The organism is Bosea sp. F3-2 (assembly GCF_008253865.1).
Taxonomy (GTDB): Bacteria; Pseudomonadota; Alphaproteobacteria; order Rhizobiales; family Beijerinckiaceae; genus Allobosea.
This window is the reverse complement of record NZ_CP042333.1, coordinates 61,797-88,785: the sequence shown is the minus strand read 5'-3', so window position 1 is coordinate 88,785 and position 26,989 is coordinate 61,797. Positions and strand designations below refer to the sequence as shown.

General features: G+C 60.4%; 26 protein-coding genes and 1 pseudogene. 11 read left to right on the top strand and 16 right to left on the bottom strand.

Translation table 11 applies throughout. The features are described 5' to 3' along the window. The first annotated feature begins 9 nt into the window (after nt 1-9). From FQV39_RS32425 to FQV39_RS32415, 3 genes are all read left to right on the top strand, one after another. Nucleotides 10-984 carry a tripartite tricarboxylate transporter substrate-binding protein gene (locus tag FQV39_RS32425; RefSeq protein ID WP_149134572.1) on the top strand — a complete coding sequence of 325 codons (975 nt, stop codon included), beginning with the start codon at nt 10-12 and terminating at the stop codon, nt 982-984. A 57-nt stretch (nt 985-1,041) separates the two neighbouring features. Beyond that, nucleotides 1,042-2,118 carry a tartrate dehydrogenase gene (locus tag FQV39_RS32420; protein ID WP_187640415.1) on the top strand — a complete coding sequence of 359 codons (1,077 nt, stop codon included), beginning with the start codon at nt 1,042-1,044 and terminating at the stop codon, nt 2,116-2,118. Between the two features lie 377 nt (nt 2,119-2,495). Beyond that, the gene (locus tag FQV39_RS32415) at nt 2,496-3,446 is read left to right on the top strand and encodes an alpha/beta hydrolase family protein (RefSeq protein ID WP_248313575.1); all 951 of its coding nucleotides are present in this window, start codon (nt 2,496-2,498) and stop codon (nt 3,444-3,446) included. A gap of 480 nt (nt 3,447-3,926) precedes the next feature. On the opposite strand, the pseudogene FQV39_RS32410 reads toward FQV39_RS32415, so the two are convergent. The 9 genes and pseudogenes from FQV39_RS32410 to FQV39_RS32370 all read right to left on the bottom strand — a co-directional run bounded on the left by FQV39_RS32410 (nt 3,927) and on the right by FQV39_RS32370 (nt 11,712). Next, a pseudogene (locus FQV39_RS32410) lies at nt 3,927-4,681 on the bottom strand (amino acid ABC transporter ATP-binding protein). 163 nt (nt 4,682-4,844) lie between these two features. Beyond that, entirely contained in the window at nt 4,845-5,627 is a 783-nt protein-coding gene (locus FQV39_RS32405) for a transporter substrate-binding domain-containing protein (RefSeq protein ID WP_149134570.1), read from the bottom strand. A 27-nt stretch (nt 5,628-5,654) separates the two neighbouring features. Beyond that, nucleotides 5,655-6,356 carry an amino acid ABC transporter permease gene (locus FQV39_RS32400; protein WP_187640418.1) on the bottom strand — a complete coding sequence of 234 codons (702 nt, stop codon included), beginning with the start codon at nt 6,354-6,356 and terminating at the stop codon, nt 5,655-5,657. After that, nucleotides 6,353-7,030 carry an amino acid ABC transporter permease gene (locus FQV39_RS32395; protein ID WP_149134568.1) on the bottom strand — a complete coding sequence of 226 codons (678 nt, stop codon included), beginning with the start codon at nt 7,028-7,030 and terminating at the stop codon, nt 6,353-6,355. Before FQV39_RS32395 ends, FQV39_RS32400 begins: the two co-directional genes overlap by 4 nt. Before the next feature lie 84 nt (nt 7,031-7,114). Then, nucleotides 7,115-7,963: an SDR family oxidoreductase gene (locus FQV39_RS32390; RefSeq protein WP_149134567.1), complete on the bottom strand. Its 849-nt coding sequence runs from the start codon at nt 7,961-7,963 to the stop codon at nt 7,115-7,117. A gap of 13 nt (nt 7,964-7,976) precedes the next feature. Then, nucleotides 7,977-8,783 carry a sugar phosphate isomerase/epimerase family protein gene (locus FQV39_RS32385; RefSeq protein WP_149134566.1) on the bottom strand — a complete coding sequence of 269 codons (807 nt, stop codon included), beginning with the start codon at nt 8,781-8,783 and terminating at the stop codon, nt 7,977-7,979. A 10-nt stretch (nt 8,784-8,793) separates the two neighbouring features. Next, nucleotides 8,794-9,807 (bottom strand): zinc-binding alcohol dehydrogenase family protein, encoded by a 1,014-nt coding sequence (locus FQV39_RS32380; RefSeq protein ID WP_149134565.1) that lies wholly within the window; start codon nt 9,805-9,807, stop codon nt 8,794-8,796. 28 nt (nt 9,808-9,835) lie between these two features. Continuing rightward, nucleotides 9,836-10,534 (bottom strand): GntR family transcriptional regulator, encoded by a 699-nt coding sequence (locus FQV39_RS32375; RefSeq protein ID WP_149134564.1) that lies wholly within the window; start codon nt 10,532-10,534, stop codon nt 9,836-9,838. Nucleotides 10,535-10,575: 41 nt separating this feature from the next. Continuing rightward, on the bottom strand, nt 10,576-11,712 hold the full coding sequence (locus FQV39_RS32370; RefSeq protein ID WP_149134563.1) for a mandelate racemase/muconate lactonizing enzyme family protein: 1,137 nt from the start codon (nt 11,710-11,712) through the stop codon (nt 10,576-10,578). A gap of 416 nt (nt 11,713-12,128) precedes the next feature. On the opposite strand from FQV39_RS32370, the gene FQV39_RS32365 reads away from it, so the two are divergent. Continuing rightward, nucleotides 12,129-12,923, top strand: coding sequence for a transporter substrate-binding domain-containing protein (locus FQV39_RS32365; RefSeq protein ID WP_149134562.1), 795 nt, complete (start codon nt 12,129-12,131; stop codon nt 12,921-12,923). 41 nt (nt 12,924-12,964) lie between these two features. Here the strand turns inward: FQV39_RS32365 and FQV39_RS32360 are convergent, their stop codons facing one another. From FQV39_RS32360 to FQV39_RS32335, 6 genes are all read right to left on the bottom strand, one after another. After that, nucleotides 12,965-14,617, bottom strand: a complete 1,653-nt coding sequence (locus tag FQV39_RS32360) for an IclR family transcriptional regulator domain-containing protein (protein ID WP_149134561.1) — start codon at nt 14,615-14,617, stop codon at nt 12,965-12,967. A gap of 102 nt (nt 14,618-14,719) precedes the next feature. Beyond that, the gene (locus FQV39_RS32355) at nt 14,720-16,234 is read right to left on the bottom strand and encodes an aldehyde dehydrogenase (NADP(+)) (protein WP_472840683.1); all 1,515 of its coding nucleotides are present in this window, start codon (nt 16,232-16,234) and stop codon (nt 14,720-14,722) included. Nucleotides 16,235-16,309: 75 nt separating this feature from the next. Further along, nucleotides 16,310-16,603: a YciI family protein gene (locus FQV39_RS32350; RefSeq protein WP_149134559.1), complete on the bottom strand. Its 294-nt coding sequence runs from the start codon at nt 16,601-16,603 to the stop codon at nt 16,310-16,312. Between the two features lie 12 nt (nt 16,604-16,615). After that, nucleotides 16,616-17,092 (bottom strand): nuclear transport factor 2 family protein, encoded by a 477-nt coding sequence (locus FQV39_RS32345; protein ID WP_282570367.1) that lies wholly within the window; start codon nt 17,090-17,092, stop codon nt 16,616-16,618. Further along, nucleotides 17,089-17,826 carry a ribonuclease activity regulator RraA gene (locus FQV39_RS32340; protein ID WP_149134558.1) on the bottom strand — a complete coding sequence of 246 codons (738 nt, stop codon included), beginning with the start codon at nt 17,824-17,826 and terminating at the stop codon, nt 17,089-17,091. Before FQV39_RS32340 ends, FQV39_RS32345 begins: the two co-directional genes overlap by 4 nt. Before the next feature lie 161 nt (nt 17,827-17,987). Next, nucleotides 17,988-18,713, bottom strand: coding sequence for a FadR/GntR family transcriptional regulator (locus FQV39_RS32335; RefSeq protein WP_187640414.1), 726 nt, complete (start codon nt 18,711-18,713; stop codon nt 17,988-17,990). Between the two features lie 186 nt (nt 18,714-18,899). Between FQV39_RS32335 and FQV39_RS32330 the strand changes: the two genes are divergently transcribed. The 7 genes from FQV39_RS32330 (at nt 18,900) to FQV39_RS32300 (ending at nt 24,945) form a co-directional block, all read left to right on the top strand. After that, entirely contained in the window at nt 18,900-19,583 is a 684-nt protein-coding gene (locus FQV39_RS32330; RefSeq protein ID WP_149134556.1) for an amino acid ABC transporter permease, read from the top strand. A gap of 17 nt (nt 19,584-19,600) precedes the next feature. Then, nucleotides 19,601-20,248: an amino acid ABC transporter permease gene (locus tag FQV39_RS32325; protein ID WP_149134555.1), complete on the top strand. Its 648-nt coding sequence runs from the start codon at nt 19,601-19,603 to the stop codon at nt 20,246-20,248. Continuing rightward, nucleotides 20,232-20,960, top strand: a complete 729-nt coding sequence (locus FQV39_RS32320; RefSeq protein ID WP_149134554.1) for an amino acid ABC transporter ATP-binding protein — start codon at nt 20,232-20,234, stop codon at nt 20,958-20,960. The genes FQV39_RS32325 and FQV39_RS32320 overlap by 17 nt, the downstream gene beginning before the upstream one ends. Nucleotides 20,961-20,987: 27 nt before the next feature. After that, on the top strand, nt 20,988-21,791 hold the full coding sequence (locus FQV39_RS32315) for a transporter substrate-binding domain-containing protein (RefSeq protein ID WP_149134553.1): 804 nt from the start codon (nt 20,988-20,990) through the stop codon (nt 21,789-21,791). A gap of 30 nt (nt 21,792-21,821) precedes the next feature. Then, nucleotides 21,822-22,634: an NAD-dependent epimerase/dehydratase family protein gene (locus FQV39_RS32310; protein WP_149134552.1), complete on the top strand. Its 813-nt coding sequence runs from the start codon at nt 21,822-21,824 to the stop codon at nt 22,632-22,634. After that, a complete protein-coding gene (locus FQV39_RS32305; protein ID WP_149134551.1) occupies nt 22,631-23,719 on the top strand; it encodes a mandelate racemase/muconate lactonizing enzyme family protein in 1,089 nt (362 codons plus the stop codon). The genes FQV39_RS32310 and FQV39_RS32305 overlap by 4 nt, the downstream gene beginning before the upstream one ends. A 377-nt stretch (nt 23,720-24,096) precedes the next feature. Next, entirely contained in the window at nt 24,097-24,945 is an 849-nt protein-coding gene (locus FQV39_RS32300; protein WP_149134550.1) for an aldose epimerase family protein, read from the top strand. A gap of 127 nt (nt 24,946-25,072) precedes the next feature. Here FQV39_RS32300 and FQV39_RS32295 read toward each other — a convergent pair whose 3' ends face one another. Then, nucleotides 25,073-26,953 carry a TRAP transporter large permease gene (locus FQV39_RS32295; protein WP_149134549.1) on the bottom strand — a complete coding sequence of 627 codons (1,881 nt, stop codon included), beginning with the start codon at nt 26,951-26,953 and terminating at the stop codon, nt 25,073-25,075. Between the last annotated feature and the right edge of the window lie 36 nt (nt 26,954-26,989).

Here is a 26,989-nt window from a genome sequence, read left to right as displayed (position 1 = left end):
AGAGGGACGATGAAGCAACTCGTGCTTGCATTGAGTATTGCGTCACTGACGCTTGCATCCGCCGCCGCGCAGACGAGCTACCCCACAAAGCCGATCACACTGGTGGTGCCGTTCGCGGCCGGCGGTACTACAGATATCGTGGCTCGGTTGATGGCAGATCATATGGGTCGCACACTTGGGCAATCTGTGATCGTCGAGAACATTGCGGGAGCAGGCGGTACGACCGGCGCCAATCGCGTCGCGAAGGCGACGCCCGACGGTTACACGCTGCTGATGGGCAATCTCGGCACCCAGGCCGCCAGCGTCGGCCTTTACCCCAAACTGGCCTACGATCCTCGTACTGATTTCGAGCCGGTGATGAATTCGGCTTCGACACCGATGCTGGTGGTCGCGAAGAAGGACCTGCCCGTCAAGGATTTCCGCGAATTTGTTGCGTATCTCAAAGCGAACGCCGAGAAGCTGAACTACGGTTCCGGCGGTGTTGGTTCAACTTCGCATCTTACCTGCCTGTTTCTGGATTCGCTATTGGGTGTGAAGCCCCAGCATGTGCCGTTCCGGGGCTCCGGGCCGGCGCTGAACGCGCTCCTCGGCGGCCAGGTGGATTATGTCTGCGATCAGACCGTTGCCATCGTGCCGACCGTTCAGGCCAAGGATGGAAAAGGGCTTGTGGTCGCGGTGCAGAATAGACTGCCCGTCATTCCGGACGTGCCTACATCGGCCGAGCAGGGCCTGCCGCAGTTCCTGGCGACGGGATGGAATGCGATGTTTGCGCCGAAGAGCACGCCGAAAGATATTGTCGAGAAGCTCAATGCGGCGGCTCGTGCGGCCCTCAAGGATGAGATCACGCGAAAGCGGCTCCTCGACCTTGGCGCGGAGCTCCCTGACGACGCCGGTCAGACCCCGACAGCACTCGGTGAACTGGTCCGGACGGAGATCGACAAATGGGTGCCGGTGATCCGCAATGCCGGCGTCTCTGTCCAGTAAACCAACAGCGTCGGAAGCGCACGACCGACGCGAGGCAACCAAAGTAGAGAGATAACGATGCGTACTCACCGCATTGCCGCCATCGGCGGCGACGGAATAGGGCCCGAAGTCATCGCGGCCGGACTGCAAGCGCTCGAAGTCGCGGCGGAGCGCGATGGTGGGTTCGGCCTCGAGGTCAAGTCCTTCGATTGGGGCTCTGAATACTATCGCAAGCACGGCATCATGATGCCGGCGGATGGCGCCGAGCGGCTACGCGCTTTCGACGCAATCTTCTTCGGAGCGGTCGGTGCGCCCGATATACCGGATCATGTGACCTTGTGGGGATTGCGTCTCGCGATCTGTCAGCCGCTGGACCAATACGCAAACGTGCGCCCCACACGAATCCTGCCGGGCATCACCAGCCCGTTGCGACACGTCTCGGGGCCAGAGCTTGACTGGATCATTGTACGAGAGAACTCCGAGGGCGAGTATTCCGGTGTTGGTGGACGCGTGCATCAGGGCCTGCCGGGGGAGGTTGCGACCGACGTCGCCATGTTCACCCGCGCGGGTGTGTCGCGTATCATTCGCTACGCCTTCGAGATTGCCCGCTCTCGCCCCCGAAAAATGCTGACGGTGGTCACCAAGTCCAACGCTCAGAGACATGGCATGGTACTGTGGGACGAGATCGCGGCGGAAGTAGCCATAGAGTTCCCAGATGTGCGCTGGGACAAGATGCTGGTCGATGCGATGACGATGCGCATGACGCTAAAACCTGAGTCGCTGGACACCATCGTGGCGACTAACCTTCACGCTGACATCTTGTCAGACCTCGCAGCCGCACTCGCTGGCTCGCTGGGCATCGCACCGACCGCGAACCTCAATCCAGAGCGAAAGGCGCCTTCGATGTTCGAGCCGATCCATGGCTCGGCGTTCGACATCACAGGCAAGGGAATCGCTAACCCTGTGGCAACCTTCTGGACTGGGGCGCTGATGCTCGACCATCTCGGTGAGAAAGCGGCAGCGGCGCGCCTAATGCGTGCCGTCGAGCGTGTCACGGCCGATCCGGGCCTGCACACGCCCGATCTTGGTGGCCAGGCGACGACGCAGCAGGTCACTGACGCCGTCTGCGAGGCGCTGCGCGGGGACAATATCTGAGAGGCCGGCTGGTCTCACTTGAAAACGTCGTCTCGGTTCCACCTTTCGGGCCGGGGCGTGAACGTTGATGTTCCGGAGTCGGGATGGTTTTAGATATCCGACGATTTCGATGCTCCGCGTGGAATGGGACATCGCGATTAACCAGACGATCCCGTGGTTGAGGGCGACATGCCGTGATCCTGGCGCAATGGTGAGCCAAAGTTCTTTGCCAGCTACGGCTATCGGCCAGTTCGCCAGGAGGAGGCGGAAATTGCCTGTGGTGGATCACGGGCCCCGCGTCAAAAATGAGCCCGATTCGGCCCCTCGTCTGCCGCTGCACTGAAGACGGAGGAAGCATGCAGGCGCTATCGAGGATAATGTGCTGTGCGGCGGCGGTCATGAGCTTGGCGCTTGCCGCGGCCATGGGGCCGGTTCTTGCTCAGTCCGTGCCGGAGGTGGAGAATTTTGATTCCGCGAAAGTGATTGCGGGCATTGCGATTGCGCATGAGGACTGTGCTGCCTTGGAGCGCAAGGACACGGCGATCTGGGTGGAGGCTGGTGGGGCCTCAACTTGTATGCGCTATTACGCGGCGGGCCTTGCGCCAGCGCCGGGACCCAATCCGGTCACCATGATCTGGCTGAACGGCGACGTGCTCGGGCCGAAGGGCAACAATGCCCGCAAGCGGCAGAGCGGCTTCGGTCCGACCGAGATGGTGGCACTCGAACGGCGACTTTCGGTCCGCTTCAACGTGCCGGCGATCTTTCTAGGGCGGTCTGGCACTTACGGCAGCGCCGGCAAGCATTTCACGATGCGCGGCCGCCCGGTCGAGGCGGCCCTGGTCGATGCCGCGCTCACCGGTCTGAGGAAGCGCTATGCCATCAGCGCCTTTGCGCTCGGCGGCCATAGCGGCGGGGGCACGCTTGTGGCCGAGATGCTGGGGCGGCGAAACGATCTCCGTTGCGCGGTGATCTCCTCCGGCGCTTCCGCGTATCGCGCTTATCTGGAGGCGCGTGGCCTCCTAAAGGCCGGCGAGAAGCTGACGCGCTTCGATCCCTATGCCGTGCTCGAGAAAATCCCGGCTGATCCGAAGCGCCGCATCTTCGTCATCGGTGATCCGCGGGAAACCAATGTGCCCTTCTCTGCCCAGCAGCTCTATTTTGAAGGGCTAACGGCACGAGGCCATGCCGCCTGGCTCGTCCCGCTGGAACGGGCAAGGGATGACCGCCATCACGATCTGGTCGATTTCGGGGAACTGGCTGACGGAATGTGTGCAGCCGGCAAGAGTACCGAGGCGATCATTGCCGCTTTGCGGGCGCTGCCCAGTCCGCCGCCGCGCCTTTCGAACTGAAACACGGCTCGATATCTGCTGGAGGCGTTGGCGCACTGGCGGTTGCTCAGCCGGTAGAGTTTCGAACTGACGTGCCGCCAAAAATATCGCGAGGGGCATCGCGCCGAGGCCTGCCAGGCCGATGAGCTTCAGCGAGACCGTCGGACAGGATCGAGCACAGCCGGAGGAGCTGCCTCAACACGTTAATCTGGCCACACCGCGATTATATTGGGTTAAACGACGCCGAATCGGGCGAGGCGACAGCCCAACCTCGCGTCCTTCTCGCCGCGAATTTTGACGTGGCCGATGGCGAACCTTCGGACGTTCGCTTAAATTTGCTTGTGATGCTGGCCCCATCTACTCAAGGGACCAGCACTTCCGGGCGTCGCGCCCAACACCCGTTGCTCGCGATGCCCTTAAAGAACTCAGCGTGACGCCTGGAAGCATGGGTTTGTCCGAGCATCAGCCGCTCATAGTGGCCCGGTTACTGGGTCAGCTGAATCAATGCGAGATCTGACCGATGAATGTCTTGATGCGCGGGTGACATATATTGCCGAAGAACTCATCCGGCCCACCTTCAAAGATCAGCCGGCCATCATCCATAAAGGCTATGGAATCTGCGACTTGCCTAGCAAATCCCATCTCGTGGGTCACGCATATCATCGTCATGCCCTCGGCGGCTAGGGCCACCATTGTATCGAGCACCTCCTTGACCATCTCGGGATCGAGTGCAGAGGTAGGTTCGTCGAAAAGCATGATCTTCGGTTGCATGCACAAGGCCCGCGCGATCGCGACGCGTTGCTGCTGGCCGCCAGAAAGTTGTCCCGGAAATTTGTTGGACTGCTCAGGGATGCGAACCTTCTCGAGGAATCTCATCGCGATGGCGCGGGCCTCCTTTTCCGGGATTTTTTCACCAACCGTGGCGCGAGCGTACAATTGTCGAGAACGTTAAGGTGCGGGAACAGGTTGAACTGCTGAAACACCATACCCGCATTCTGCCTGATGTCCCGCACCTGCCTGGGATTGGCGGCGTCGAGCGGTATGCCGCCAACGACAATTCTGCCTTTCTGGAAATCCTCCAGGCCATTAACACAGCGGATCAAGGTAGATTTTCCGGAACCGGAAGGGCCGCAGACGACTACGCGCTTTCCAGTTTCGACCTTGAGCGAAACGTCGGTTAGGGCCTGATGGGACCCGTACCATTTGCTGACTAGCTCGATGTCGACCGATGAACTGGGAATTGGAACAGCGGTCATGGCTATATCTCCTTGTTAGATGCAGCCGTCACCACCTCTCCAAAAGCCGGCGGCGGGCTGAAGTACTATTCTGAAGTAGGTGAGAGCACGGTGCCTGCTGGGCTGAAGAAGGCGATCTGTGCAATTCACCTAGCCAGATGCGGTGCTCTTGTGGATCAACAGGTTAATAGGTGGGCAACGAAGGGAGTGGCAGATTGAGATACTGTTGATGCAGGCCTGCCAACTGACCGTTCTGCTTCACCGTGTAGATGAATGTGTTGAGCCACTGCAGAAGGTCGAACGAGCCCTTACGCACCGCTATCGCGTAATGCGCCTCCGAGAACGTGAACTTGGATTCGAAGGCATCCTCGCCCTTAGCCTTGTTCATCTGGCCGGGGATCAACCAGCCCTCGGCAATGGCGTCGACTTGGCCCGATAGAAGCGCCTGCACACAGCCAGCGACGTCGTCGAGGCGGACGATCTGTGTGTCCTTGGGTGCTACCGCCGTCAGCTGCGGATCGGCCGCACCGCCGCGGATCACACCCACCTTCAGGCCCTTAAGATCTTCGGGGCCGGAAATCTTGCGCGTCTTTGAAGCGATGAGTTCGAACTTCAGGCCGGCGTACGGGATGGTGAACATTACTTGCGAGGCGCGCTGCGCTGTCACGGTCAGCGTCGAAAGGGTGATGTCAGCCTTGTTCGTCAGCAGGAAGGGCAGCCGGTTGGCCGTGTTGACCGGCACGACTTCAAGCTGGACATTCAGCGCCTTCGCCATCAGCCCGGCGAGCGCGACTTCAAAGCCATCCGGCTTCATGTTGGCGTCGATCGTGCCATAGGGAGCGTAGGTCGTGTCGATCGCAACGAGCAGCTTTTTGCGTGCAATGATGTCGTCGATGGATTGGGCCTGTGCGGTGCCGAGCAGGCCGATCGCTGTGAATGCGGCCAATGCGAGCTTCTTGATGAACATGCTGTTTCTCCCCGGTTTTTCGGATGATCAGGCTGCTGCGGCCTGGATTTCGGGTTTTGGTAGTCCACGGTCAGGCGCGTGCGCCTGACCGAGCTTCTTCTCGAAATGGCGGCTGATCAGCGACAGTGGCCAGCAGATGGCGAAGTAGATTGCCATGACCAGCGTGTAGACGAGCAGCGGCTTCAGGGTGACGTTGTTGACCATCTGGCTGGCGCGGATGATCTCCGCGAAGCCGACGATGGAGGCGAGCGACGTGCTCTTCACCACCTGCACGAGGAAACCGACTGTGGGAGCGACGGCGATGCGCATCGCCTGAGGCAGGATGACGTGCGTCAGCCGCTGCGTGTAGGACAGGGCCAGCGCCTTCGAGGCATCGGTCTGCCCGCGTGGGACCGCCTCGATACAGCCGCGCCAAATCTCCCCGAGGAACGTGCCCGTGTAGAAGATCAGGGCGATTGACACCGATGTCCACGCGTCGAGGTTGAAGCCGAAAATGCTCAGCCCGAAATAGAAAAGGAAGAGCTGCATCAGCAGGGGGGTGAACTGGAAGATGCGCATCAGCACCAGCGCGCTCAGGCGTAGAACCTTGCTGCCTGGCTGAACCCGTGCCACTGCAAGAAGCATCCCCAGCACGCCGCCGCCGGCGAAGGCGATGAGCGACAGCACGATCGTCCATTGCGCCGCAAGCAGCAGATACACCACGTGGTTGGGTCCGAACGCCTGCATCAGCGTGCTCCTGCCCGCGTCCAGCCGAAGGCCTGGCGTCCTATGAGATCGAGGGTAGTCTGCAGGCCGAAGGCCATGACGAGGTAGATAGCCGTCACCGCGAGATAGACCTCGAAGGGGCGGAAGGTCGCCGATTGCAGCACTGCCGCCGCCGAGGACAGGTCATTCGCCGAAATAGTCGAGATAACGGCGCTTCCGAGCAAAACCAGAACGCACTGGGCTGCAAGCGCCGGATAGACGGCCGCCAACGCAGGTTTCAGCACGACATGCAGGAAGGTCTGGATCGGCGACAGGGCTAGCGCCTTAGCAGCTTCGATCTGACCACGCGGAATGCTCTCGATGCCGGCGCGCATGATCTCGACGGCATAGGCCGTGAAATTAAATGCGAGCGCGACGACAGCGGCTACGTTTGCGTCGAGCCTGAGCCCGGCGGCGGGGAGGCCGAAGAAGATCAGGAATAGCTGCGCCAGCAGCGGCGTGTTCCGAACGATCTCGATATAGGCCTGCCAGACCGCCCGTAGCCAGCGGGAGCCATAAGATAATTGATAGGCGCCCACGGCCGCGAGAAGCAGCCCGATCGCAATCGAAATGACCGTAAGCCTGAGCGTGAGCCAGGCGCCGATCAGCAACTGATCCCAATTATCGGCGACGACGCCGAAATTGAAACTATAGCTCATCGCTTCCATTCCCTATGCCTGACCGGCATCGATGATCAGTCGTTGTGTCCCGCATTGTGATCGCGCGGGTTGGGGGTGTTCAGTTCAGACGCCCGAGTAGGCCATGAAGCCGCCGTCGACCGGCACGGTGATGCCGGTGACGAATCCGGAGCGTTCCTCGTCGACGAGCCAAAGCATGGTGCCGAGAAGGTCCTCCGGGTTTCCGAACCGGCGCATTGGCGTGTGGCCGATGATCTTGCGAGAGCGGTCGGTCAGCCCGCCGTCGGGCGTCGTGAGCAAGGCCCGGTTCTGGTCTGTGAGGAAGAAGCCGGGCGCGATCGCATTGACCCGGATGCCGACCTCGGCGAGGTGGACGGCCATCCACTTTGTCACGTTGTCGATCGCCGCCTTGGCGGCGCTATACGCCGGAACCTTCGTGGCGGGTTTCGGCGCTGCCATCGACGAGATGTTGATGATGGTCGCACCTTGCCTGTTGAGCATGCCACGCCCGAAGACCTGCGAGGGGATCCAGCTGCCGATCAGGTTAAGGTCCATGACAAAATTGAACCCCTCCTTGGTGATGTCGAAGAAGGAGGTCAGTTCCTTGTTGCCGAGTTCGGCGGGGTCAAGCACCTCTCGCGTGGTGTTGCCCTTCGGGTGACCGCCGCCCGCGCCGTTGATCAGGATCGTGCAGGGACCGAAGGCGGCCTCGACCTCTTCGGCCGCGCGACGGACAGACGCCTCGTCGACTACGTTGCAGGCAAAGGCCTTGGCGATGCCGCCGGCTTTCGTGATGCGCCGGGCTACGCTTTCGCCCTTTTCCAGAGTCCGGTTGAGGATCGCGATCTTTACGCCATGCCGGGCGAGCTCGACGGCCATGGCACCGCAGAGGATACCTGATCCGCCGGTCACGACGGCGACCCTGTCCTTGAGGGCGGATTGAAGAGCGAACATCGACATGCTCCGGTCAGATGGCTTTGCGCAGGAATGAGAGCGCGCCTTCGGCAGCCGCGCGTGGTGTAGGCAGGCCATGGCATTCCACGGAGAGCGCGCCGCGATAGCCGATCTGCTTCAGTGCCGAGATGGTTTCGGCGAAATCGTAATGGCCGCAGCCGGGAAAGCGGCGGTTGCTGTCCGCGACATGGACATGGCCGACATAGCCGGCAGCCGCCGCGACGTTCGCGCCGATCCGGTCTTCCTCGGTGTTCATGTGGAAGGTGTCGATATGGATCTTCAGGCGACCCGAGCCGACCTTGTCGATGAATGCCATACATTCGGCGATGGTGTTGAAGATGTCGCTCTCGTAGCGATTGACCGCTTCCATCACCAGGGTGACGCCATGCTTCTCGGCGGCGACGAGGCAGAGATCGAGGGAGTGCCGAAAGCGCTCCTCGAACAGAGCGCGATCGCCGACATCGCGGACCTGGCCCTTGATCAAGCCAATGATCACGACACAGCCGAACTTGCCGCCGAGCTTGATGAACGAGGCGATGCGTTGCTGGGCGTCCTGACGCTTAGCCTCGTCAGGGTGGGTGAGGGTCACGCCGTCGCGCAGGAACGCCAGACCGGTGCCGATCGAGGACACGGAGACACCCGCTTCACGGCAGGCGCTCAGGATCGCGTCGGCGTCGACTTCAGCGGGATCGGCGATATGGAGCTCGACCGCGTCATAGCCGATCGCCGCCGCTTCCCGGATGGTGTCGACGTAGTCGCCGCGCAGGACGAAGGGTGCGAGCGGCGCGGCGTCCTTCACGACGGTGATAGCGAGCTTCATCAAACGAGCCTCAGAATTCGAACGTGGCTTTGATCACGCCGCTGCCGGGCTCAATCCATTTCTGGAAGGCTGGGATGGCGTCAGTGAAGTCGGCGCGATGCGTGATGAAGGCTGAGGCGTCGACGCCGCCGCCGCGGATGGTTTCAATCACCGTGGCGAACTCGGCCTTGGTGGCAGCCCGCGAGCCCTTCAGCGTCAGTTCCTTCTTGTGGAACAACGGGTCCGAGAAGGTGATATCGGCCAGAACGAGACTGACATAGACGACAGTCCCGCCGGGGGCGGCGAAGTCGAACGCACCCATCATTGCCTTGGCGCTGCCGGTGCAGTCGATCACGGCGCTGGCGAGATTGCCGTCGGTCAGGCGCTTGAGCTCGGCGAGTGTATCGCCCTTCGCGTCAATGGCCTCGTCGACCCCGGCCCAACTGCGGGCGAAGTCCAGCCGTTTGGCGTTGACGTCGACGGCGATGACGCGGGCGCCAGCGAGCTTGGCGAACTTCATGCACCCAAGCCCGATCGGCCCGGCGCCCAGCACGACGACATCCTGTCCGGGCTTCGCTTCAGCCCGATTAATTCCATGTAGGCTAATGCTCATCGGCTCGACGATCAGCGCCTGATCGAGCGAAAGCCCGCGCGCATCGACGAGCTGCTCGACGGGCACGCTGAGATATTCGCGCATGCCGCCATCGACATGTACGCCGATGACCTGGAGGTTCTCGCAGGCGTTCGGCTTGCCGTTGCGCGTTGCGAAGCTGTTCGGGTCGGAAATATAGGGGATCACCGTGACGAGATCACCTTTCACCAGCCCCTGATCGTTAGCCTCGATCTCCTCGATCTCGGCGACGATCTCGTGGCCTAGAATCCGCGGGTAGGCGAAATAGGGCTGGTTGCCATGATAGGCGTGGATATCCGTGCCGCATATTCCGATCCGCCTGATGCGCAGCAGCGCCTCGCCGGGCCCGCGCGGGGGATGCGCCGTCTCGGACATTTCGAAATGATGCGGCTTGATACAGGTCAGCGTCTTCATCGGCTGTTCTTTCCGGGCGGATATGCAGTCATTCGAACATCGTCGGATGCCGTGCGAAGATTTCGTCGCGAATATCTTCGAGCATCTTCAGATGGGCGCGCAGCTTCTCGGCCGTATCCGTCACGTCATTGCGGCGGATCGCATCAAAGATCTGCTGGTGAAATACGATCGCAGGCTCTTCATGCTGCGCTTCCTGAAGCTCCAGATAACGCACGCGGTTTAGGTGAGCTCGCATGTGGTTCACCATCGAAAGCAGCGTGGAATTGCCGGATATCTCGATAATCCGATTATGATAATCTTCGTCCAGCTGCGTGAAGAGCATGTAATCCTTCTTCACGACCGAAGCCTTCTGGCGCTCGATGAGGTCCAGAATTTCGGTTTCAGCTGCCCGATGATCCTCGCGATTGCTGTCCCAGATTCGCGCAACCTCGCTGAAGGCCGAGATCTCCAGTGCTTCGCGGACGAACTGGGCCTCTTTCACCTTGACGAGCGAGAGGTTGGAGATCTGTGCGCCCCGTTGCGGCAGGATGGTGATGAGATCGTCCGCCGCGAGATGGACGAACGCTTTCCTGACCGGGGTGCGGCTCACGCCAAAATCGGCCGCAACGACGTTCTCGAAGATCATCGTCCCGGGCGGATAGGTCAGCGAGATGATCCGCTTGCGCAGCTCATCATAGATGACCGTTTCCAGCGTATGTCTTTGGGCAACGAGAACATCGGCTTTCATGGCGGGCTCCTGAACCGCGGCGATGGGGCCGCGGAGCAAAACTACTTGCTTCCTCCGGCAAAAGCCTTGCGCACCTTCTCGGGGGTCAGTTCGTGCCGCTTGATCGCGCTCCAGTCCGGGACGATTCCATGGCCCGGGCGATTGCTGGGAACGCCGATCCCGTTCTCGACCTTGATCGGAACCTCAACCAGGCCGAGCTCCGTCAGACTGCCGCCGACGACATCCTCCAGCATGAAGGCGTTCTGCACGCCGCAGAGCAGCTGCAGCGACAATTCCATCATGAAATGCGGAGCGACGGGCCGCCCGAACGCGGACGCCATATGCGCCACCTTGTGCCATTCGGTGATGCCGCCGACGAAGGCCACGTCGGCTTGGATGATATCGACGGCATCCGCGCGCAGATAGTCGAGGAACTGGGCCCTGCTGTAGAGGCTTTCGCCCAGCGCAATCGGCGTCCGGACGGCTTTTTTCAGGTTCGCGTGGCCCTGAATGTCCTGATAGAGCGTCGGCTCTTCGATCCACCCGAGGCCGAAACGGTCCAGCTGGGCCGCCTTCGTGATCGCTTCTGATGCGCTCCAGCGCTGGTTGAGATCGACAAACAAGGTGCCTCCGGGGCCGAGCCTCTCCTTGGCACGAGCGATGCGCTCCAGATCCTCTGCGAAATCGGGCTTCCCGATCTTGATCTTTGCGCTGGTGAAGCCGCGCGCGACATAATCGTCGACCCGCCGGACGAGATCGTCGACCGTATCGTCCGCCTTCAGGTTGATCTCACTTATATAGGCGGGGATCGATGGCCGCGCCCCGCCCAGCATCTTGTACAGCGGCTGTTTGTGATGCTTTCCGATGATGTCCCAGATCGCCACGTCGATCGCGGCCATCGCCATCGAATTAACCCCCAGGCCCAGGCGGCGGGACTGGCGGGACATCTTGTTCCAGATCTGCTCGTAATCCAGCGGATCCATGCCGATGACGAGAGTCGTGAGGTAGTCGTCGATCAGGGCCTTGATGACGGTGCCGCCGATATCGACGGTATAAGTCAAGCCGATACCGGTGAGGCCGCCATCGGTTCGCACCTCTACGAAAATAATCTCGAGGCCGTCCACTTTGTTGGTCGCGTCTTCCCATGGGCTCGCGGGGGGCAAACGGCAGGCATGGGAGACGACCTCGGTGACGCGCATGACAAGTCCAAGCCGGGTTTTTTGCGTAACTAGGATACTTGGATCCTAGTTACGCAGGCGGGAACTTGGCGTCAAGGGGGCAGATCAATGCCGTTGGGCACTACAAGCCGGTCGAGATGCATCATTCAGAAGCTCTAAGCGGCTGCCTGTCCCGCGATCACATGAGGATGGTCGAAAGCGGATATCGGCCGGCAGCCTTCCCTGCGTCGGATCGCGTCGACGAGTTCAGGGATGAGCCGATCGAGACCTTGAATCCGGTTGATACCAAATAGTGAGACGCTCGCGCCGCCGCGAAGCTCATCGGACTTTCCTCGGCTAGCCGGTGCAATAATATGGTCTGAAGGAAATAAAACCGCGCGCCAAGTGTCGGAAAGCTTCGACGCCTCGTGCGTTCAGAAGATAATCGGGAGGATTGAATGAACCGTCGTCAAATTTTGTTTGCTGCAACGGCGGCTGTATTTTCGCTGAGTGCTGGAGCTCAAACTATCCCTGCCGCCATCAAGAAGGCCGGCAAGATCCGCGTCGCCCTCGAATACGGAAGGCCGCCGTGGGGGTTTAAGGACATGTCACTGAAGCCGATGGGCTCCGATTACGATACTGCTGTGCTCTTAGCGGGAGACTTGGGTGTTGATTTGGAAATCGTCGAGGTCGCGGGCCCGAACCGAGTGCCAATCCTTTTGACGGGCAAGGCTGATGTGGTGATTTCGACGTTCTCGATCACAGCCGAACGACAAAAAGTGGTCGATTTCTCGGTCCCCTACGCGAGCGCCATTCAATACATTGCGGCGCCGCGTACATTGCAATTGCGCGATCCAAAGGATCTCGCCGGCAAGCGCGTTGGCGTGACTCGCGGCACAACCGGCGATGCCGCTATTTCAAAACTGGAGTTGCCGGGGTTGGAGATCGTCCGGTTCGACGACGAGTCGACCAACATGACGGCGTTCGCGAGCGGTCAGGTCGATATCGTCGTGCAGGAGCCGGCCGTCATCAAGCGGGTGGCGGAGCAAAATCCCAAACGTGAGATAGAGCAGAAGTTCACAATCGCAGAGTTCGATGTCGGTATCGGCTTGCGCAAAAACGACGCTGAATTATCGAGCGTGATCAATGATTGGGTTAGAACAAACCTGGCAAATGGCAAACTAAACGCCATCTACAGGAGGTATCATGGGGTGGACCTCCCAAGCTCCATTCAGGCTGGTAGCAAACAGTGAAGTGTTGATCAAAAGAGGCGGCGATCGCACCCGCCTCGCCACTATCGCCGGTCTAGGCTGGAATGTGCCGTTAGAAGTTGTCCCGACAGAGGTGCGTTTCGAAGCACCTCGCGGGAAAGCCCAATTCGAGCAGTCGTGACATAGAGCTTGCCAGCGATCTCAGCATCAAAGGCGATCCCTGTTGGTCGGGGCACTGGCAGGGGAAGCAAGTTTTCAATTTCTCCTTCTTCGGACAAGCGAGCGGCGCTCCACCCATCGTAGAGCCCTACCCACAAGCGGCCTGAGCTATCTATGGCGAGGCTGCGAGGCTCGCCGGACACGCGCAACACGCGGGCGAAGAGTCGACCAGACGATTTTCTGCTTTCAAAACGGTGAATTGTACCCCTCTCCGGATCGGCCGCGAACAACTCTGTGCCATCTTTGCTCCAAGCAAGCGCGGTGATGTGTCCGCGAACATTCCAACCGTCCCGTAGCGCGCCGCCTTTTTGAACCGAGCTGATGCGCGTGTCATCCCCGCGCCGGACCGCGGCCCAAATCTGCCCGTCGGGATGATGCGCCAGGGTTGTCGTCCCAGCCAGCTCGCAAACCTCCGTCACGGTACTTTCGCCCTTATCATTCACCTCTGCCAGCTGCTTGCCTGATACGACTATAGCGATGTCATCTGGCCCGACTGCAACCCCGTCTATGGGTTGCGAGGGGTCGGGGCGAAACAGTACGGATCGTCGCTCGCGGGAGGCGTACAGGCAGGGCGCGAGGCGGTCGGCCCACAGCAAGCATGATTTTGTGCTGCTCCAAACAGGGTGCGCGCCGTAGAACGCGGGTGCAGCATCACTGCCGCTTTCAGATGACAGTGCCTTCGAAGTGGCGGGCCTCGCCGGCGCGCTCCGAAGTGCTAGCCCGATATTCCGAGCCGCCAGCGCCACTTCGGGGCCGAGTTGCTCGACCCGCTCCTCCGTAAGGCGGTAAATTGGAGCAGCAACACTTATTGCGGCTATTGGTCGACCCGTCACGTCAAGGACGGGAGCGCCGACACAGCGATTACCAAGGAGAATTTCTTGATCCTCGACCGCATATCCTCGCGATCGCACGACCTGCAATTGGGCTCTCAGGTAGTCGAGGTCCGTAATTGTCTGCGGCGTGAAGCGCTCAAGCGGTCTCTTGGTCAATAAGGCATCTGCCTCATCATCCTTCAAATAAGCGAGGATTGCCTTTCCTTGACTGGTGCAATGGATTGGCTTTCTGACACCGAGCTTCGCCGCCGACCGCACCTCATGGGGACTTTCAAACTTACCAAGAGATAGGACCGCACCATCATGTAGCACAGCAAGATAGGCGGTTTCGCCGGTCATATCGCGCAACCGCTGAAGCTCAATGCTCGCTACGGCGGCCAAATCCGGCGCCGTCCATACATTTTGCGCCAGTTCGAGCAACCGATAGCCGAGCGTGTACCCTTGGGCTATCGGGTCGAGCCGCACATATCCCTGCGCTACAACCGCAGAGAGAATTCGATAGAGTGTGGCCTTTGGCCATCCGGTAGCCGCAGTGAGCGCTCCGGCATCGATATGACCCGGTGCCTCGGCGATCATATCGATGAGGCGGAAGGCCTTACCAATTAGCTGGGTTCCAGCAACCGCTTCCGGCCGTCCCGCGGCTTCTGCATCCCAGGTCTGCGGAGCGGCAGGCAGATCAGACATGAAGGCCTCCTCAAGCGACGCGATAGACACCAGCTACTGTCGGTGTGCACACCTCGCCAAAATTGCTCATAGGCCTCGTTAGGAGATCAAGCGAACTTTTCGTCAGTCGGCGGCATCCGCAGGTAGCAGGTGCGAGGGAAGTCCCTGATAGCAAACGGGCCGCAGGAATCTGCGTATCGACAGTGTCCCGACGGAAGTGGCGCCGAAGTTCGTCGAGGCGGGATAAGGACCGCCATGAACCATCGCATCGCAGACCTCGACACCTGTGGGGAAGGCATTCGCCAAAAGGCGTCCAGCCTTGCGCTCCAGAATTGGAACGAGGCGGCTAGCGATGTCGCGGTCGCCCGCCTCGACATGCAGTGTCGCCGTCAACTGACCGGCAAAGCGGCGCGCAATTTCTTCCATGTCGCCGGCCTGTTTGAGCTTGACCACCAAACCCAGCGGACCAAAGACTTCTTCGGCGAGGGCGTGCTCCCGCAGCCAGGTCTCACCGTCGGTCTCGAAAAGATAGGGTGCCGCGCGGCGCGCGTCGCTAGGGGTGCCTACGAGGCGCTTAACCCCCGCAATGTTATCTAAGCGATTGGCACCGCTGGCATAGGCTGAGGCAATCCCGTCGGTCAGCATTGCCTGCTCTGTCGTGACTTTGAGGGCAGCGACTGTAGATGCGATGAGCGTGTCGGCTTCCGGGCCCTCGACAATGAAGGCGACGCCAGGATTGGTGCAGAACTGACCTGCTCCTATCGTCAAGGACGCGGCCCAGGCGCTACCAATCTCGGCTGCTCTGGCGGCGACAGCCGCCGGCAGCATGAACATCGGGTTGATGGAGCCCAACTCGCCAAAAAAGGCAATCGGCTCCGGGCGACTCGCGCAGAGATCGAACAAGGCCCGGCCGCCAGCGAGCGAACCTGTGAAGCCGACAGCCCGGATCAGCGGGTGCTTGACGAGAGCCTCGCCGACATCGCGCTTGCCGCCCTGGATGAGTGAGAAAACGCCCGGGTGGAGGCCGATCCGCTCGATGGCTGCGGCCAAGGCCTGCGCGACGATCTCGCCGGTGCCTGGGTGCGCGCTATGTCCCTTTACGACAACTGGGCAACCGGCCGCCAGCGCAGCAGCTGTGTCGCCGCCGGCCGTCGAGAACGCTAAAGGAAAGTTCGAAGCACCGAAGACCGCCACGGGACCGACCGGCCGCTGCACCAGACGAAGCTCCTGCCGAGCCAGTGGCTTACGGTCCGGAAGAGCAGGATCTTGTCGACGATCTAGATGTCTGCCTTTCCGAATGTGCTCTGCGAAGAGGCGGAGCTGCCCGGTCGTACGGCCGCGCTCGCCCTCAATCCTGCCCGCAGGCAAACCGGTCTCGCGTGTGGCGATTGCGGTGATCAACGGTGCGCGTTGTTCGATCTCGTCTGCGATGGCCTCAAGGAAGTCAGCGCGCTGCCCGCGTGTTGAGTAGCCGTATGACCAGAAGGCTTCCTCGGCAGCACGTGCGGCTTCGGCAACCAGACCCGGAGTGCCGATAGAGAAATCGTCTCCTTCGCCATCGATCGGCTCTGAACGGAAGGTTGATCCGGAATCAATCCATACACCGGCTATAAGGTGCCGGCCCGTCAAGGAGTGCATCACGCCAGTTCATCCATCTGTTTAAGGGGAGGCAGAAGCGAAGGCATCGAAACCGATACCTTCGCGAATTGTGTGTCAGCTTTTCCAGGCAACGCGCCGGAAGGGGACGATTTCGATCTCGCCCCAGACCTTCTCGCGGGCGTAGATTTCCGAGGATAGATACGCGTCCAGTGCAGCGCGGTCAGGGAAGTCGCACAGGACGATCGATCCCATCATCGTACCGTCGTCACCAAGGATGGCGCCGCCATCGACGATCGTACCTTCGGCCTTCATACGATGAATGCCTTCGAGATGCTCTTCGCGCGCAGCGAGGCGGCGGGCGAGAGTGTCTGCCGCTCGGGAGTCCCGGGCGATGATGGCGAAGTGCATGGCTTGGCTCCGCTAAACGATCTTCGGTGCGGGGCTCGGCGGCTCAAGCGCATAGCCACGGCCTTCGTAATCGAAGTCATGCAAGCGATTGACCGGTACGGTTTTGTCGACCGGGCTCGCATAATAGGCGCGGATCTCACGAATACGGCTGATGTCTTCGTTGAATATGTACCACTCGTCGCCTCGCAGCACCTCGCCGATGGCGGTCTTCCAATGCGTCCACTCGATCACTGCCTCGTGGCCATCGGCGCCGCATAGGACTTTTTCGATTGTCCAGCGCGAGCCGAGGTTGCGCACGCAGTTGACCCAGCCCTCTGCAATAGCCTCGGCGCCTCTCCACGGCGCGCCCGGTAGGCCCGGCGGGAAGTAATGGACACCATCGGCGGTGAAGCAGTCGATCAAGCCTTGTCTATCGGCTGCGTTGCACATCGCGAAATAATGGCGGATCAATGCCTCAGCCTTACCCGCCCGATTGTCCGACGCGCTCACAGGTCGTTCCCCGCGGCGAGCCACGCTTCGTATTCTGCGAGCGTCTCCGGACCGGCTGGATAAGTTCCAAACAGTGGAGCGCCCGCATCGATCTTGGTGAAGAGAAATTTCTCGCGCCGCTCCTGCTCATAGGCCGCATCGGCCACCTCGGCGGCAAGCTGGCGGGGGATGACGGTCACCCCGTCAGCGTCCCCAACGATGATGTCACCAGGATAGACCGCGACTTCGGCGCAGCCGATCGGCTCCTGCATGGCGATTGCACGATGATAGGCGGGACGCGTCGACGCCGTATTCGCGCGGCAATAGGCGGGAAAGGGCATCTCGGAAATCTCTGTGCCATCCCGGAAGGCTCCGTCGGTAATTGCGGCAGCGACGCCCTTACGCATCATCCGGGTCATCAGCATGTTGCCAGCCGAGGCAGCTCTCGGATCATTCCGACTGTCGATGACCAGAACCTGACCACTTTCGATAGCCTCGACAGCTTCCCACTGGATGTTGTCCTCGCCACGCTTCTTGAGATCGCCCAGATCCCAATCCTTGTCTTCCCGGGAGGGGATGAAGCGCAGCGTGAATGCCTCGCCGGCGAACGAGCCTGCCTTGCGATTGAGGGGGGTGAGGCCGACCAGAAACTGCTGGCGATATCCGCGCCGGAACAGCTGGGTGGTCAAAGTGCCTTGGCCGCACTTACGGAGTTTCGCCAACGTTTCCGTCGAGATGACAACTTTATCAGACATCGAGATCTCCACGCGTCTCACATTGTAAGGAAGAAGGAGCGCAAGGGCTTAGGCTCAATAGCAGCCCTCGGCATTTTCTTGTGTTTGGTGCCAGATTTCAAAGGCCAAGACGACGGGACGAACGCGAGCGTCTCACATATTGAGAATGAAGATTTGATATATCAGTGCCCCGGCCGAAGATGCATGAGGTCGCGGTAGCGCCTTAGGCTGGCCTCCAGATGCTCCCGCATCGCCTCGCGAGCGCCATTTTTGTCACTGTTGGCGATAGCTCGCGCAATACGATCATGTTCTGGGAAGATATGCTCCAAGCTTGCGGCAATTTCCGATCCGGCGCCCCTGATAGCCAGTCGCGGGATACCGTTATTGCCCATGACCTCCAGAAACTCCCGGAAACGGGAATTGCCCGATGCCTCCGCAACGGCCAGGTGGAAGGCAAAATCCGCGTCGTTCGTCGGCAGGCCAAGGCTAAGCGCCCGCTGGATGTCTCTATTGCACTGGAAGATCGCCTCGTCTTGGCTCGGGGAGCTCCGCTGCGCTGCCAGGGCGGCGGCCTCGGTTTCCACCGCGATGCGGAATTCCAAGACCTCCATGATTGTAGAGATGCGCGCGTGCTCGGAGAGGGTGAAGGGGCCAATGCGTGCTGTGGATCGCTCGACGAACACGCCGGAACCGCGCCGAGATCGCAGCAGGCCCTCCGCTCGCAGAGATGCCACGGCCTCCCTCACCACAGAGCGGCTCACCTGGAAAATGTCTGACAACTTTAATTCAGTCGGGATTTTGGCCCCGACGGAGTAGCGGCCACTGGCGATTTCTTCCCGCAATCGATCGGCAATTTCCCCGACGCGATTCGGCTTTTCCGTAGCTTCTTGGAATTCCAAACCCATCATTGGTGCCTTCTGCCGGGGCCACATGGATGGAGCCGGCCGGCGAAGATGTCAACGTGAATTAAAATTAGTCTGATAACTTGCGCAATCCAAGCTGATTGGATATGAGGCTCCAAACAGATAAATTTGGAGGAGGCGCAGGAGAGCGGCCCATGCCTCAGAGCGCAGGGCGGTTCTGGCGTATGGATTATGGAGTACGAATTCGACTTCAAAGCCGTGCTCGCTTACGGGCCGCTGTTCTCCCAGGGCGCATGGACAACCCTCGTCCTGACGTTTTGGGCCACGTTGGCTGGCTTTTCGTTCGGGACTGTCTGCGCGGTCGGTCGCACGAGCGGGCCGAGGTGGCTGCAGGCCCTCGTCGGCGCATACGTCGAGATTATCCGAAACACGCCTTTGCTTATCCAGGCGTATTTCCTGATCTTCGGCCTCGCCAGCATCGGGATCCGCCTACCCATCATGGTTGGCGTCGTATTGGCGATGGTCGTCAATATCGGCTCGTATACGACCGAAGTGATGCGGGCGGGAATCGAGAGCATCAAGCGCGGCCAGTTGGAAGCGGCGGAGTGCCTTGGCTTCTCGCGTGCGCAGACGTTCCTGCATGTAATTCTGAAGCCTGCGATGGAACGCGTCTATCCCTCGCTCGTCTCGCTCTACGTCCTGCTCATGCTGGGCTCCTCCGTTCTGTCGGCAGTGGGTGTTGAGGAGTTGTTCGGCATTTCGAACCGCGTGCAGTCGGCCACCTATCGGAACTTCGAAGTCTTTATTGTGCTCGGGGCGATCTATCTCGCTCTGACATTGGTCCTGCGTGGGGTGTTTTGGGGCTTGGGCCAAGTGCTCTTTCCCCGTCGCCGCAAGCTCGGCACCGCGCTCTAGCGTCAGGGACAATCACCATGCAGGCTCTGTTCTTGCTCTCGCTGCTTGAAGGCGCGTTCGGAACCATCGTCCTCAGCATATTGACGTTCATCTGCGGGGGAGCGGTTGGCTTCGTTGTCGCCTTGGCACGGCTTTCTCCAATCCGGCCAATCGCGCTGGCTGCCGCCGCGTATATCCAAATCTTCCAGGGCATTCCGCTGCTTGTGCAGATGGGTCTAGCGTATTTTGGTCCGATCCTGCTCGGCATAGATTCCATTCCGCCACTCGGCGCGGCGACTTTGGCAATGAGCATCTTTGCCAGCGCCTATCTTGGGCAGATCTGGTACGGCTGCCTTCTCTCTGTTGCGAAGCCCCAGTGGGAAGCAGCCGAGACGCTCGGCCTCAATCGCTGGCAGCGCATGACGCGCGTGATCCTTCCCCAGTCGATCCGCATCGCGACGCCGCCGAGCGTGGGTTTCATGGTCATCATCGTCAAGAATACCTCGGTCTCCTCGCTTGTGGTCGGCTATCATGAGCTGACCTATAACGCGAAGATTATCAACAACGCCACGTTCGAGCCGTTCTTGTACTTCGGTCTCGCTGGGCTGCTTTACTTTATGATCTGCTATCCGCTCTCCGTTCAATCTCGCTCGCTTGAGAGGAAGTTCAATGTCGCCCATCGTTAACTTCGTCGATATGCGCAAATCATTTGGCGACGTCGAAATACTCAAAGGGGTCACATTCTCCGTCGAGCGCGGCGAGGTGGTCGCGATTATCGGTCAATCCGGATCGGGCAAGTCCACTGCGCTGCGTTGTATCGACCGTCTGGAGACGATCCAGGGCGGGGAGCTTTGGGTCTGCGGCCACGCGCTGCACGAGGATAAAGTCGATCTCAAAGCACTCCGCCGCGATGTTGGTATCGTCTTCCAAAGCTACAACCTGTTCCCGCATCTAACGGCGGAAGAAAACGTCGCTTTGGCTCCTCGGTTAGTTGCCGGGAAAAGCCATTCGGAAGCGGGTGAAATCGCGGCGACCATGCTGAGCAAGGTGGGTTTGGCCGACAAGCGGGCCTCGTATCCCGAACAGCTGTCGGGTGGCCAGCAGCAGCGCGTGGCGATTGCGCGCAGTCTGGCGATGCAACCCAAGCTTATGCTCTTCGACGAGGTCACGTCGGCGCTAGATCCCAAACTAACCGGCGAAGTCCTTCGCGTTATGGAGCAGCTCGCATCCGACGGCATGACGATGATCCTCGTCACGCATGAAATGAAGTTCGCGAGAAACGTCGCCGACCAGGTCGTCTACATGCGCGACGGCCGCATTCACGAAATGGGCGGACCGGAAATCCTGGTTTCGCCGAAAACGCCTGAACTCGCCGACTTCGTCGCTCACGAGCAGTAATCGCTGCCGAAATCCGGGGAGGATATCATGTCGAAGAATAAGCTTGTCGTGGCATGCTTTATGGCTTTGGGCCTGCTGATCGGGGTGCCTGCCCAGGCACAGACGCTGGATCGAATTACCAAGTCCGGCACGTTGAAGATCGCTTTCGACCCCAGTGTTCCGCCGTGGTCGTACAAGGACAAGAACATGCAGTACGCGGGATACGAATACCTCGTGGCTGAGAAGTTCGCCAACGACCTTGGTGTGAAGCTGGAGATCGTCGAGACAAACGGTGCAAATCGCATTCCGCTTCTGATCACGAACAAAGTCGACCTAGTTGTCGCAGCGCTCACGATCAACGACGAGCGCAAGAAGGTCATTGATTTTTCATTGCCCTACGGCGGCACAGAGACGGCCGTGTCCGGGCCCGTAGACGCGAAGGTCAGCAGCCCCGCCGATCTCGTTGGGAAGCGCATTGCGGTGGCCCGTGGCACGGTCATGGATAACCAGTTGACCGCCGTCGCCCCAGCAGGTGTCGAGATCGTACGTTTCGAGGATGAATCGACTGCCATGACAGCCGTCATCTCTCGTCAGTTCGAATACATTGCGCAGGCAGCGAGCCAGAACCGCACGATTATGGGTAAAGACCCGTCGATCAAGATCGAGCCCAAAGTGATCCTCGGAACAGGCATGCACGGCATCGGAATGCGCAAGGGGGATCAGCAGCTCAAAGCGCGGGTCGATGCTTGGGTAAAAGCCAATATGAAGGATGGCACTCTCGAAAAACTCTTCGAGCAGGCTCACGGAATGCCGATGCCCAAGCGCGTCGTCGAAACCGCGACAGCTCCCTGAGCCGTTTCCCAGACGATCTTGAGATCCGCCATGAAACCAAGATTATTGATCACCGGAGCCGCTGGCCGTCTCGGCACCGAGCTTGCCAGCCGCCTCCGGGAGGGCTGGGACCTAACCCTGCTCGATCGCGTCGCTCCGTTGTCGGGGCGTGAAGGCGATCGGATCATAGTGGGGGAGCTTGGAGACGGATCTGTTCTTGCCCAGGCGGTGAGCGGCGCGAGTGCGGTCCTGCATCTCGCCTGCCGGCATGGCGAGGCGGCAACATTCGCCGATACGCTCGATACCAACTACATCGCGACACTGGCGCTGTACGAGGCGGCGATTGCGGCGGGGGCGACAGACATTGTCTTTGCGAGCTCCAACCATGGCTGGGGGTTTTACCCCCGCTCGGCCGCGCCGCTCCCTGGCAACGCTCCCCCGCGGCCCGACAGCTGGTACGGTATCAGCAAGATTTGGTCGGAGGCGGTGCTCGCATTTCTCGCTGACAGTCGAGGAGTGAGGACCACGAGCTTGCGCATCGGCTTTTGTGGCCCTGCGGTGCCGGATGAGCGTTGTACCCATATGTGGATCGGGTTTGACGATCTGGCTCAACTCACAAGATTGGCGCTCGCCCGCCGTGATGCTGGTCATCGCGCCTTTTTCGCTACGGGAGATTGCGTCGAGCCATTCTTTGACAACTCCGGCGCAAAAGCCCTTGGCTTCGTGACTACGCAAAGAGCAGAGCACAATCTTGCTCGGCCTGGAATCGCCGGCGAAGGCAAAGCGCCAGGTATCGCCGGCGAAGCTTTTGGTGGGAGCTACGCCGCGGTCAATTCACAATGCGCGGGGAGTTCCCGTCCATGAGGATTGCAGCAGCAGAAAGCATTCGACTCGCGATACCTTTCTCCGACGGCGGGCGGGGTGAAGGCATGACGCCAAGCACCTGGAACCAGCTCGATACGGTGCTGGTGCGCCTTGAGAGCGATACCGGCCTAGTAGGGTGGGGCGAGGCCTTTGCCTATTTCTGCGCGGGTGCGGTCAAGGCGATGCTTGATGAAACCGTGCTGCCGCTTCTCATTGGCTGTGAGGCCAGTGATCCGGCTTCAATATCGGACATGCTGCAGCGCAAGCTCAATCTGTTCGGACGATACGGCATCACAATCTTCGCCTTGTCCGGCGTGGATATCGCGCTATGGGACATGAAGGGAAAGCGCGAAGGCGTGCCGATCTCGACCTTGCTTGGTGGAAGACGACGCGACGCCATCCCGGCATATGCCTCTCTAGTCCGCTATGGTCATGCCGAAACGGCAGCTCGCTTTACCCGGAAGGCTCTGAAAGACGGCTATCGACACATCAAGCTCCACGAGGTCGCTCGGTCAGAGATTGCAGCGTGTCACGCTGAGCTCGGTGGGGCTTCTCTAATGGTCGACGTCAATTGCACCTGGAGGACGGAAGAGGCCGCCTCGATGGCCGGTTGGCTTGGCGATCTTGGCGCGCTCTGGCTCGAAGAGCCGACGTTCCCGCCGGAAGATTTCGAACAGCTTAGGCAGCTTCGCAGCCCGATACCGCTGTCCTGCGGCGAGAACCTGTGCACAGCCTGGCAGTTCGAGGCTCTCCTCGCCGCTGGCGTCGTTCGGTATCCGCAGCCGAGCGTCACCAAGGTCGGCGGGCTTAGCGAGGTTGCTCGGATTATCGAACTAGCCGACAAGCGCGATGATGTTGTGATCATGCCGCATTCGCCCTATTTCGGGCCAGGCTATCTCGCCACCCTCCACATCTGCGCCGCGCTGCGTAAGGAGCCGCTGTTCGAGTATCTATATGTTTGGCCGGAGTCGCAGATCTACGACGGCTTGCCGGAGCCAAAGGACGGGCTCATTCAACCACCGCGTGGGCCGGGGCTCGGCTTAGAACCCAATATAGACATCGTTCGACGCTATCGGATCGAGTAAGCGAAGATCGTCATGATCGAGGGTATTCCCACGGTCCATGCCGCGTCGCGTGTAGGAGCGCCGCGTCTTCAGCTCTAAGCTTTGCGCGAAACATCCAGGCTCGCCCGCATCATCACCAAGATTTCGAGCAGGGTTCGGCAAAACTGGCGGGGCGCGTCATACATCACTCGTATCTCTCGACCGCGAATTTAGACGAATGGTAGCCTGATGAGCCCAAGGTGGCCCATCCGATACGGCTCCGCCGATCCAAACGACCCGGATTTCTGGTCGCGCCCCGGCTTCGTCCTCACGCGTCAGCATACCCACCTCCGGATGGGTTCGAGGACGCATCGGTCTTGCTGGGCGGCAGGCATGATGTTGGAACGAGGGGGATCACGATGAAACATGACGATATTGAGCTCTCCGCGGCAGGCACGGGGCTTGTGCTGCGCCCGTCTTGGGGGGGGCGGGTCGTTTCCTTAGTCCAGGAGGCGCTCGGCGACGTGCTGGTGCCGATCGTAGCTGAGGCTTTCGCGCCGGAGGCGTGGCCGAAGGGCGGAGCGTATCCGCTGGTTCCATTCCATAACCGCGTCCGCTTCGGCCATTTCGATTTCGTGCGCTCCGGCCAATTGCCGATTCATCCTGAATCCGATCCAAATGCGCTTCACGGCATGGGCAGTCGTGCCGTATGGCGCGCGGGCGTGATCAGGTCCGACCACGCGGAGCTGGTCTGGAGCCACGAGACAAGCGCTGCTTGGCCGTGGACCTTCCAGGCGACGCAGGAATTCCGGCTGGAGCCCAGGCGTCTCACCCTAACAATGCGTGTGACCAATCGTGACACTGTCGACATGCCCGCGGGCCTCGGTTGGCACCCATATTTCTCGCCTTCGCTTAAGCCACGCGTCGAAGCCAAAACGATCTGGCCTCTGGATGAGCATTATCTGCCCAGGGGCCACAGCGAGCCGGCGCCCGTTCGTCTGGATCGAGCGACGGCTTATCTATCGGACTGGCAACGGGTCGAATTCGATAATAAGCGTGGCAAACTTGTCCTAACAGCAGAGGGGCTCGACCATCTTGTGGTTCATGTACCAGGTGCGTCTTACGCCTGCATCGAACCGGTCAGCCATCTTGCGGGAGCCTTGAATGAGCCATGGCGACGACCAGGCAGTCTGGAAGGCGGCATGACCCGCTTAGCTCCAGGAGAAAGTATCACCGGGCAAGTCGCTTTGGCCTTCGCGCAGAGATGACATGCCGATTTTGCGTTCAAGCACGTTTGCAGTTTTTCGTTGACGCGCATCTGGTCGACCAGCCAGCCTCACACGACCCGAATTGATAAAGGAGGTGATCGTCTCCGCCAGGCCGGCGGACCTAAGTTTATAGGAAACCAACCGAAATCCACGGCACCGTGACCACAACGATCAATCCCACGAGCAGGGCGATGAGGTAGCCGATAATCGGCTTCATACCTTCGTCAGGATGGATGCGACTGATGGCGCACGCCGCATAATAGCCGACACCGAAAGGCGGAGCGAACAGGCCCATGCCCATCGCGAGGATAACACTCATGGCATAGTGGACTTCGTGGACCCCGATCTGCCGCGCGATCGGAAACAGCAGAGGCCCGAACAGGACAATGGCCGGGATGCCTTCGAGAACGGACCCCAGAATGATGAAAGCGACGATCGATACGGCGATGAAGGTGAAGGCGCCCCCGGGCAGGGCCTTCATGAACTCTGCTAAAGCCTGTGAAAACCCGGATTGCGTCAGCGCCCACGCCATGCCAGTCGCCGCGCCGATAATCAGGAGGATCGATCCCGACAGACCGGCTGTGTAGACCAGGATCGGATAGATCTTCCGCCAGGGGAACTGTCTGTAGACGAGCAGACCGGCGACCACAGCATAGACGATGCCGATCGTCGAAACCTCCGTCGCTGTGGCGACCCCCTCGATAACCGCGGCGCGGATGATGAAGGGCAGCGCGATAGCGGGGATTGAGATCAGGAAAGCCTTCCCAATTTCGCGGGCTGAAGCGCGGCGAACGCCCGACAAATCCTCGTTGCGATAGCGCCACCAGACCAGCACCGCCAGCGCAAGTCCGAGCACGATGCCGGGGAGCAGGCCTCCTGTGAATAGGGCTGCGATCGAGACACCCGTCACAGACCCAATTGTGATGAGCACGAGGGATGGGGGAATCGTTTCCGTCTGCGCACCAGTCGCTGACAACAGGGCGACGAGATCGCCTGGCTTGGCGCCACGCGCCCTCATTTCCGGGAACAGCACGGGCGCGACCGCCGCCATGTCGGCTGCCTTCGAACCCGATATACCTGAGACGAGATACATCGCCCCGATCAGCACATAAGATAGCCCGCCGCGCACGTGACCGAGTAGGGAGGCCAGGAAGCCGACCATTGCGCGAGCCATGCCGGTCATCTCGATCAGCAGTCCGAGCAGGACGAAAAGAGGAACGGAGAGCAGGATCAGATGGCTCATTCCCTCGTCCATGCGGCCGACCACAACAATGGTCGGCGTCGATGTCGTCAGTGACAGATAGGCGAAGGTCGCGAGCCCGAAGGAGAATGCGATCGGCACACCGAGGAGGACCATGGCGCCGACGCCGCCGACAAAGAAGATCAGCAAATTCCAGTTGCCCAGAGATTTCAGAGAGGTCCCGGCCAAGGCTGCGAGCGCGACGACCGCTGTGACCCCGGCTAGCGCGAGCAACGCTTCCTTGGCCGGCGCATGCCGGAACATATGGACCACGCCGATGACTATCATCAGCGCGATGCCGACGGGCAGTGCTGCCGCGCGCCAGGAATTGGGGATTTCGAGTGCCGGGGTGGTGACGAAGGCTTCGTCGGCTGCGAACTCGTAGGCCGGATGGAGAACCAGGACCAGGAAGGCGATCGCCGCCGCAGTGGCGATGAGATCGAAAAATGCGCGCTGCCGCGCGGGAAGCGCGCTAACGACCGCGGTCATCCGCATGTGCTCACCGCGCCGAAGCGCGACGATCGACCCGAGCATGGCCAGCCACAGGAACAGGATGGAGGCAAGTTCGTCCGACCAGATGAGCGGGAGATGCAGCACGTATCGCCAGATCACGCCCATGAGCAGCACAACGACTTCGGCCAGCACCAGCAGGGCTGCGGGGACCTCGATCAGCGTTCCCAGGACGCGGTCTATCCTATCGAGCCACCGAGCAAACGGGCCCGAAGGCACGAAAACCCGTTCTTCTAAGCCATCCCGTTGCGTGTCCATCGGCACCCTCCCTGGGCAGTGGTCGACTACGGCAGC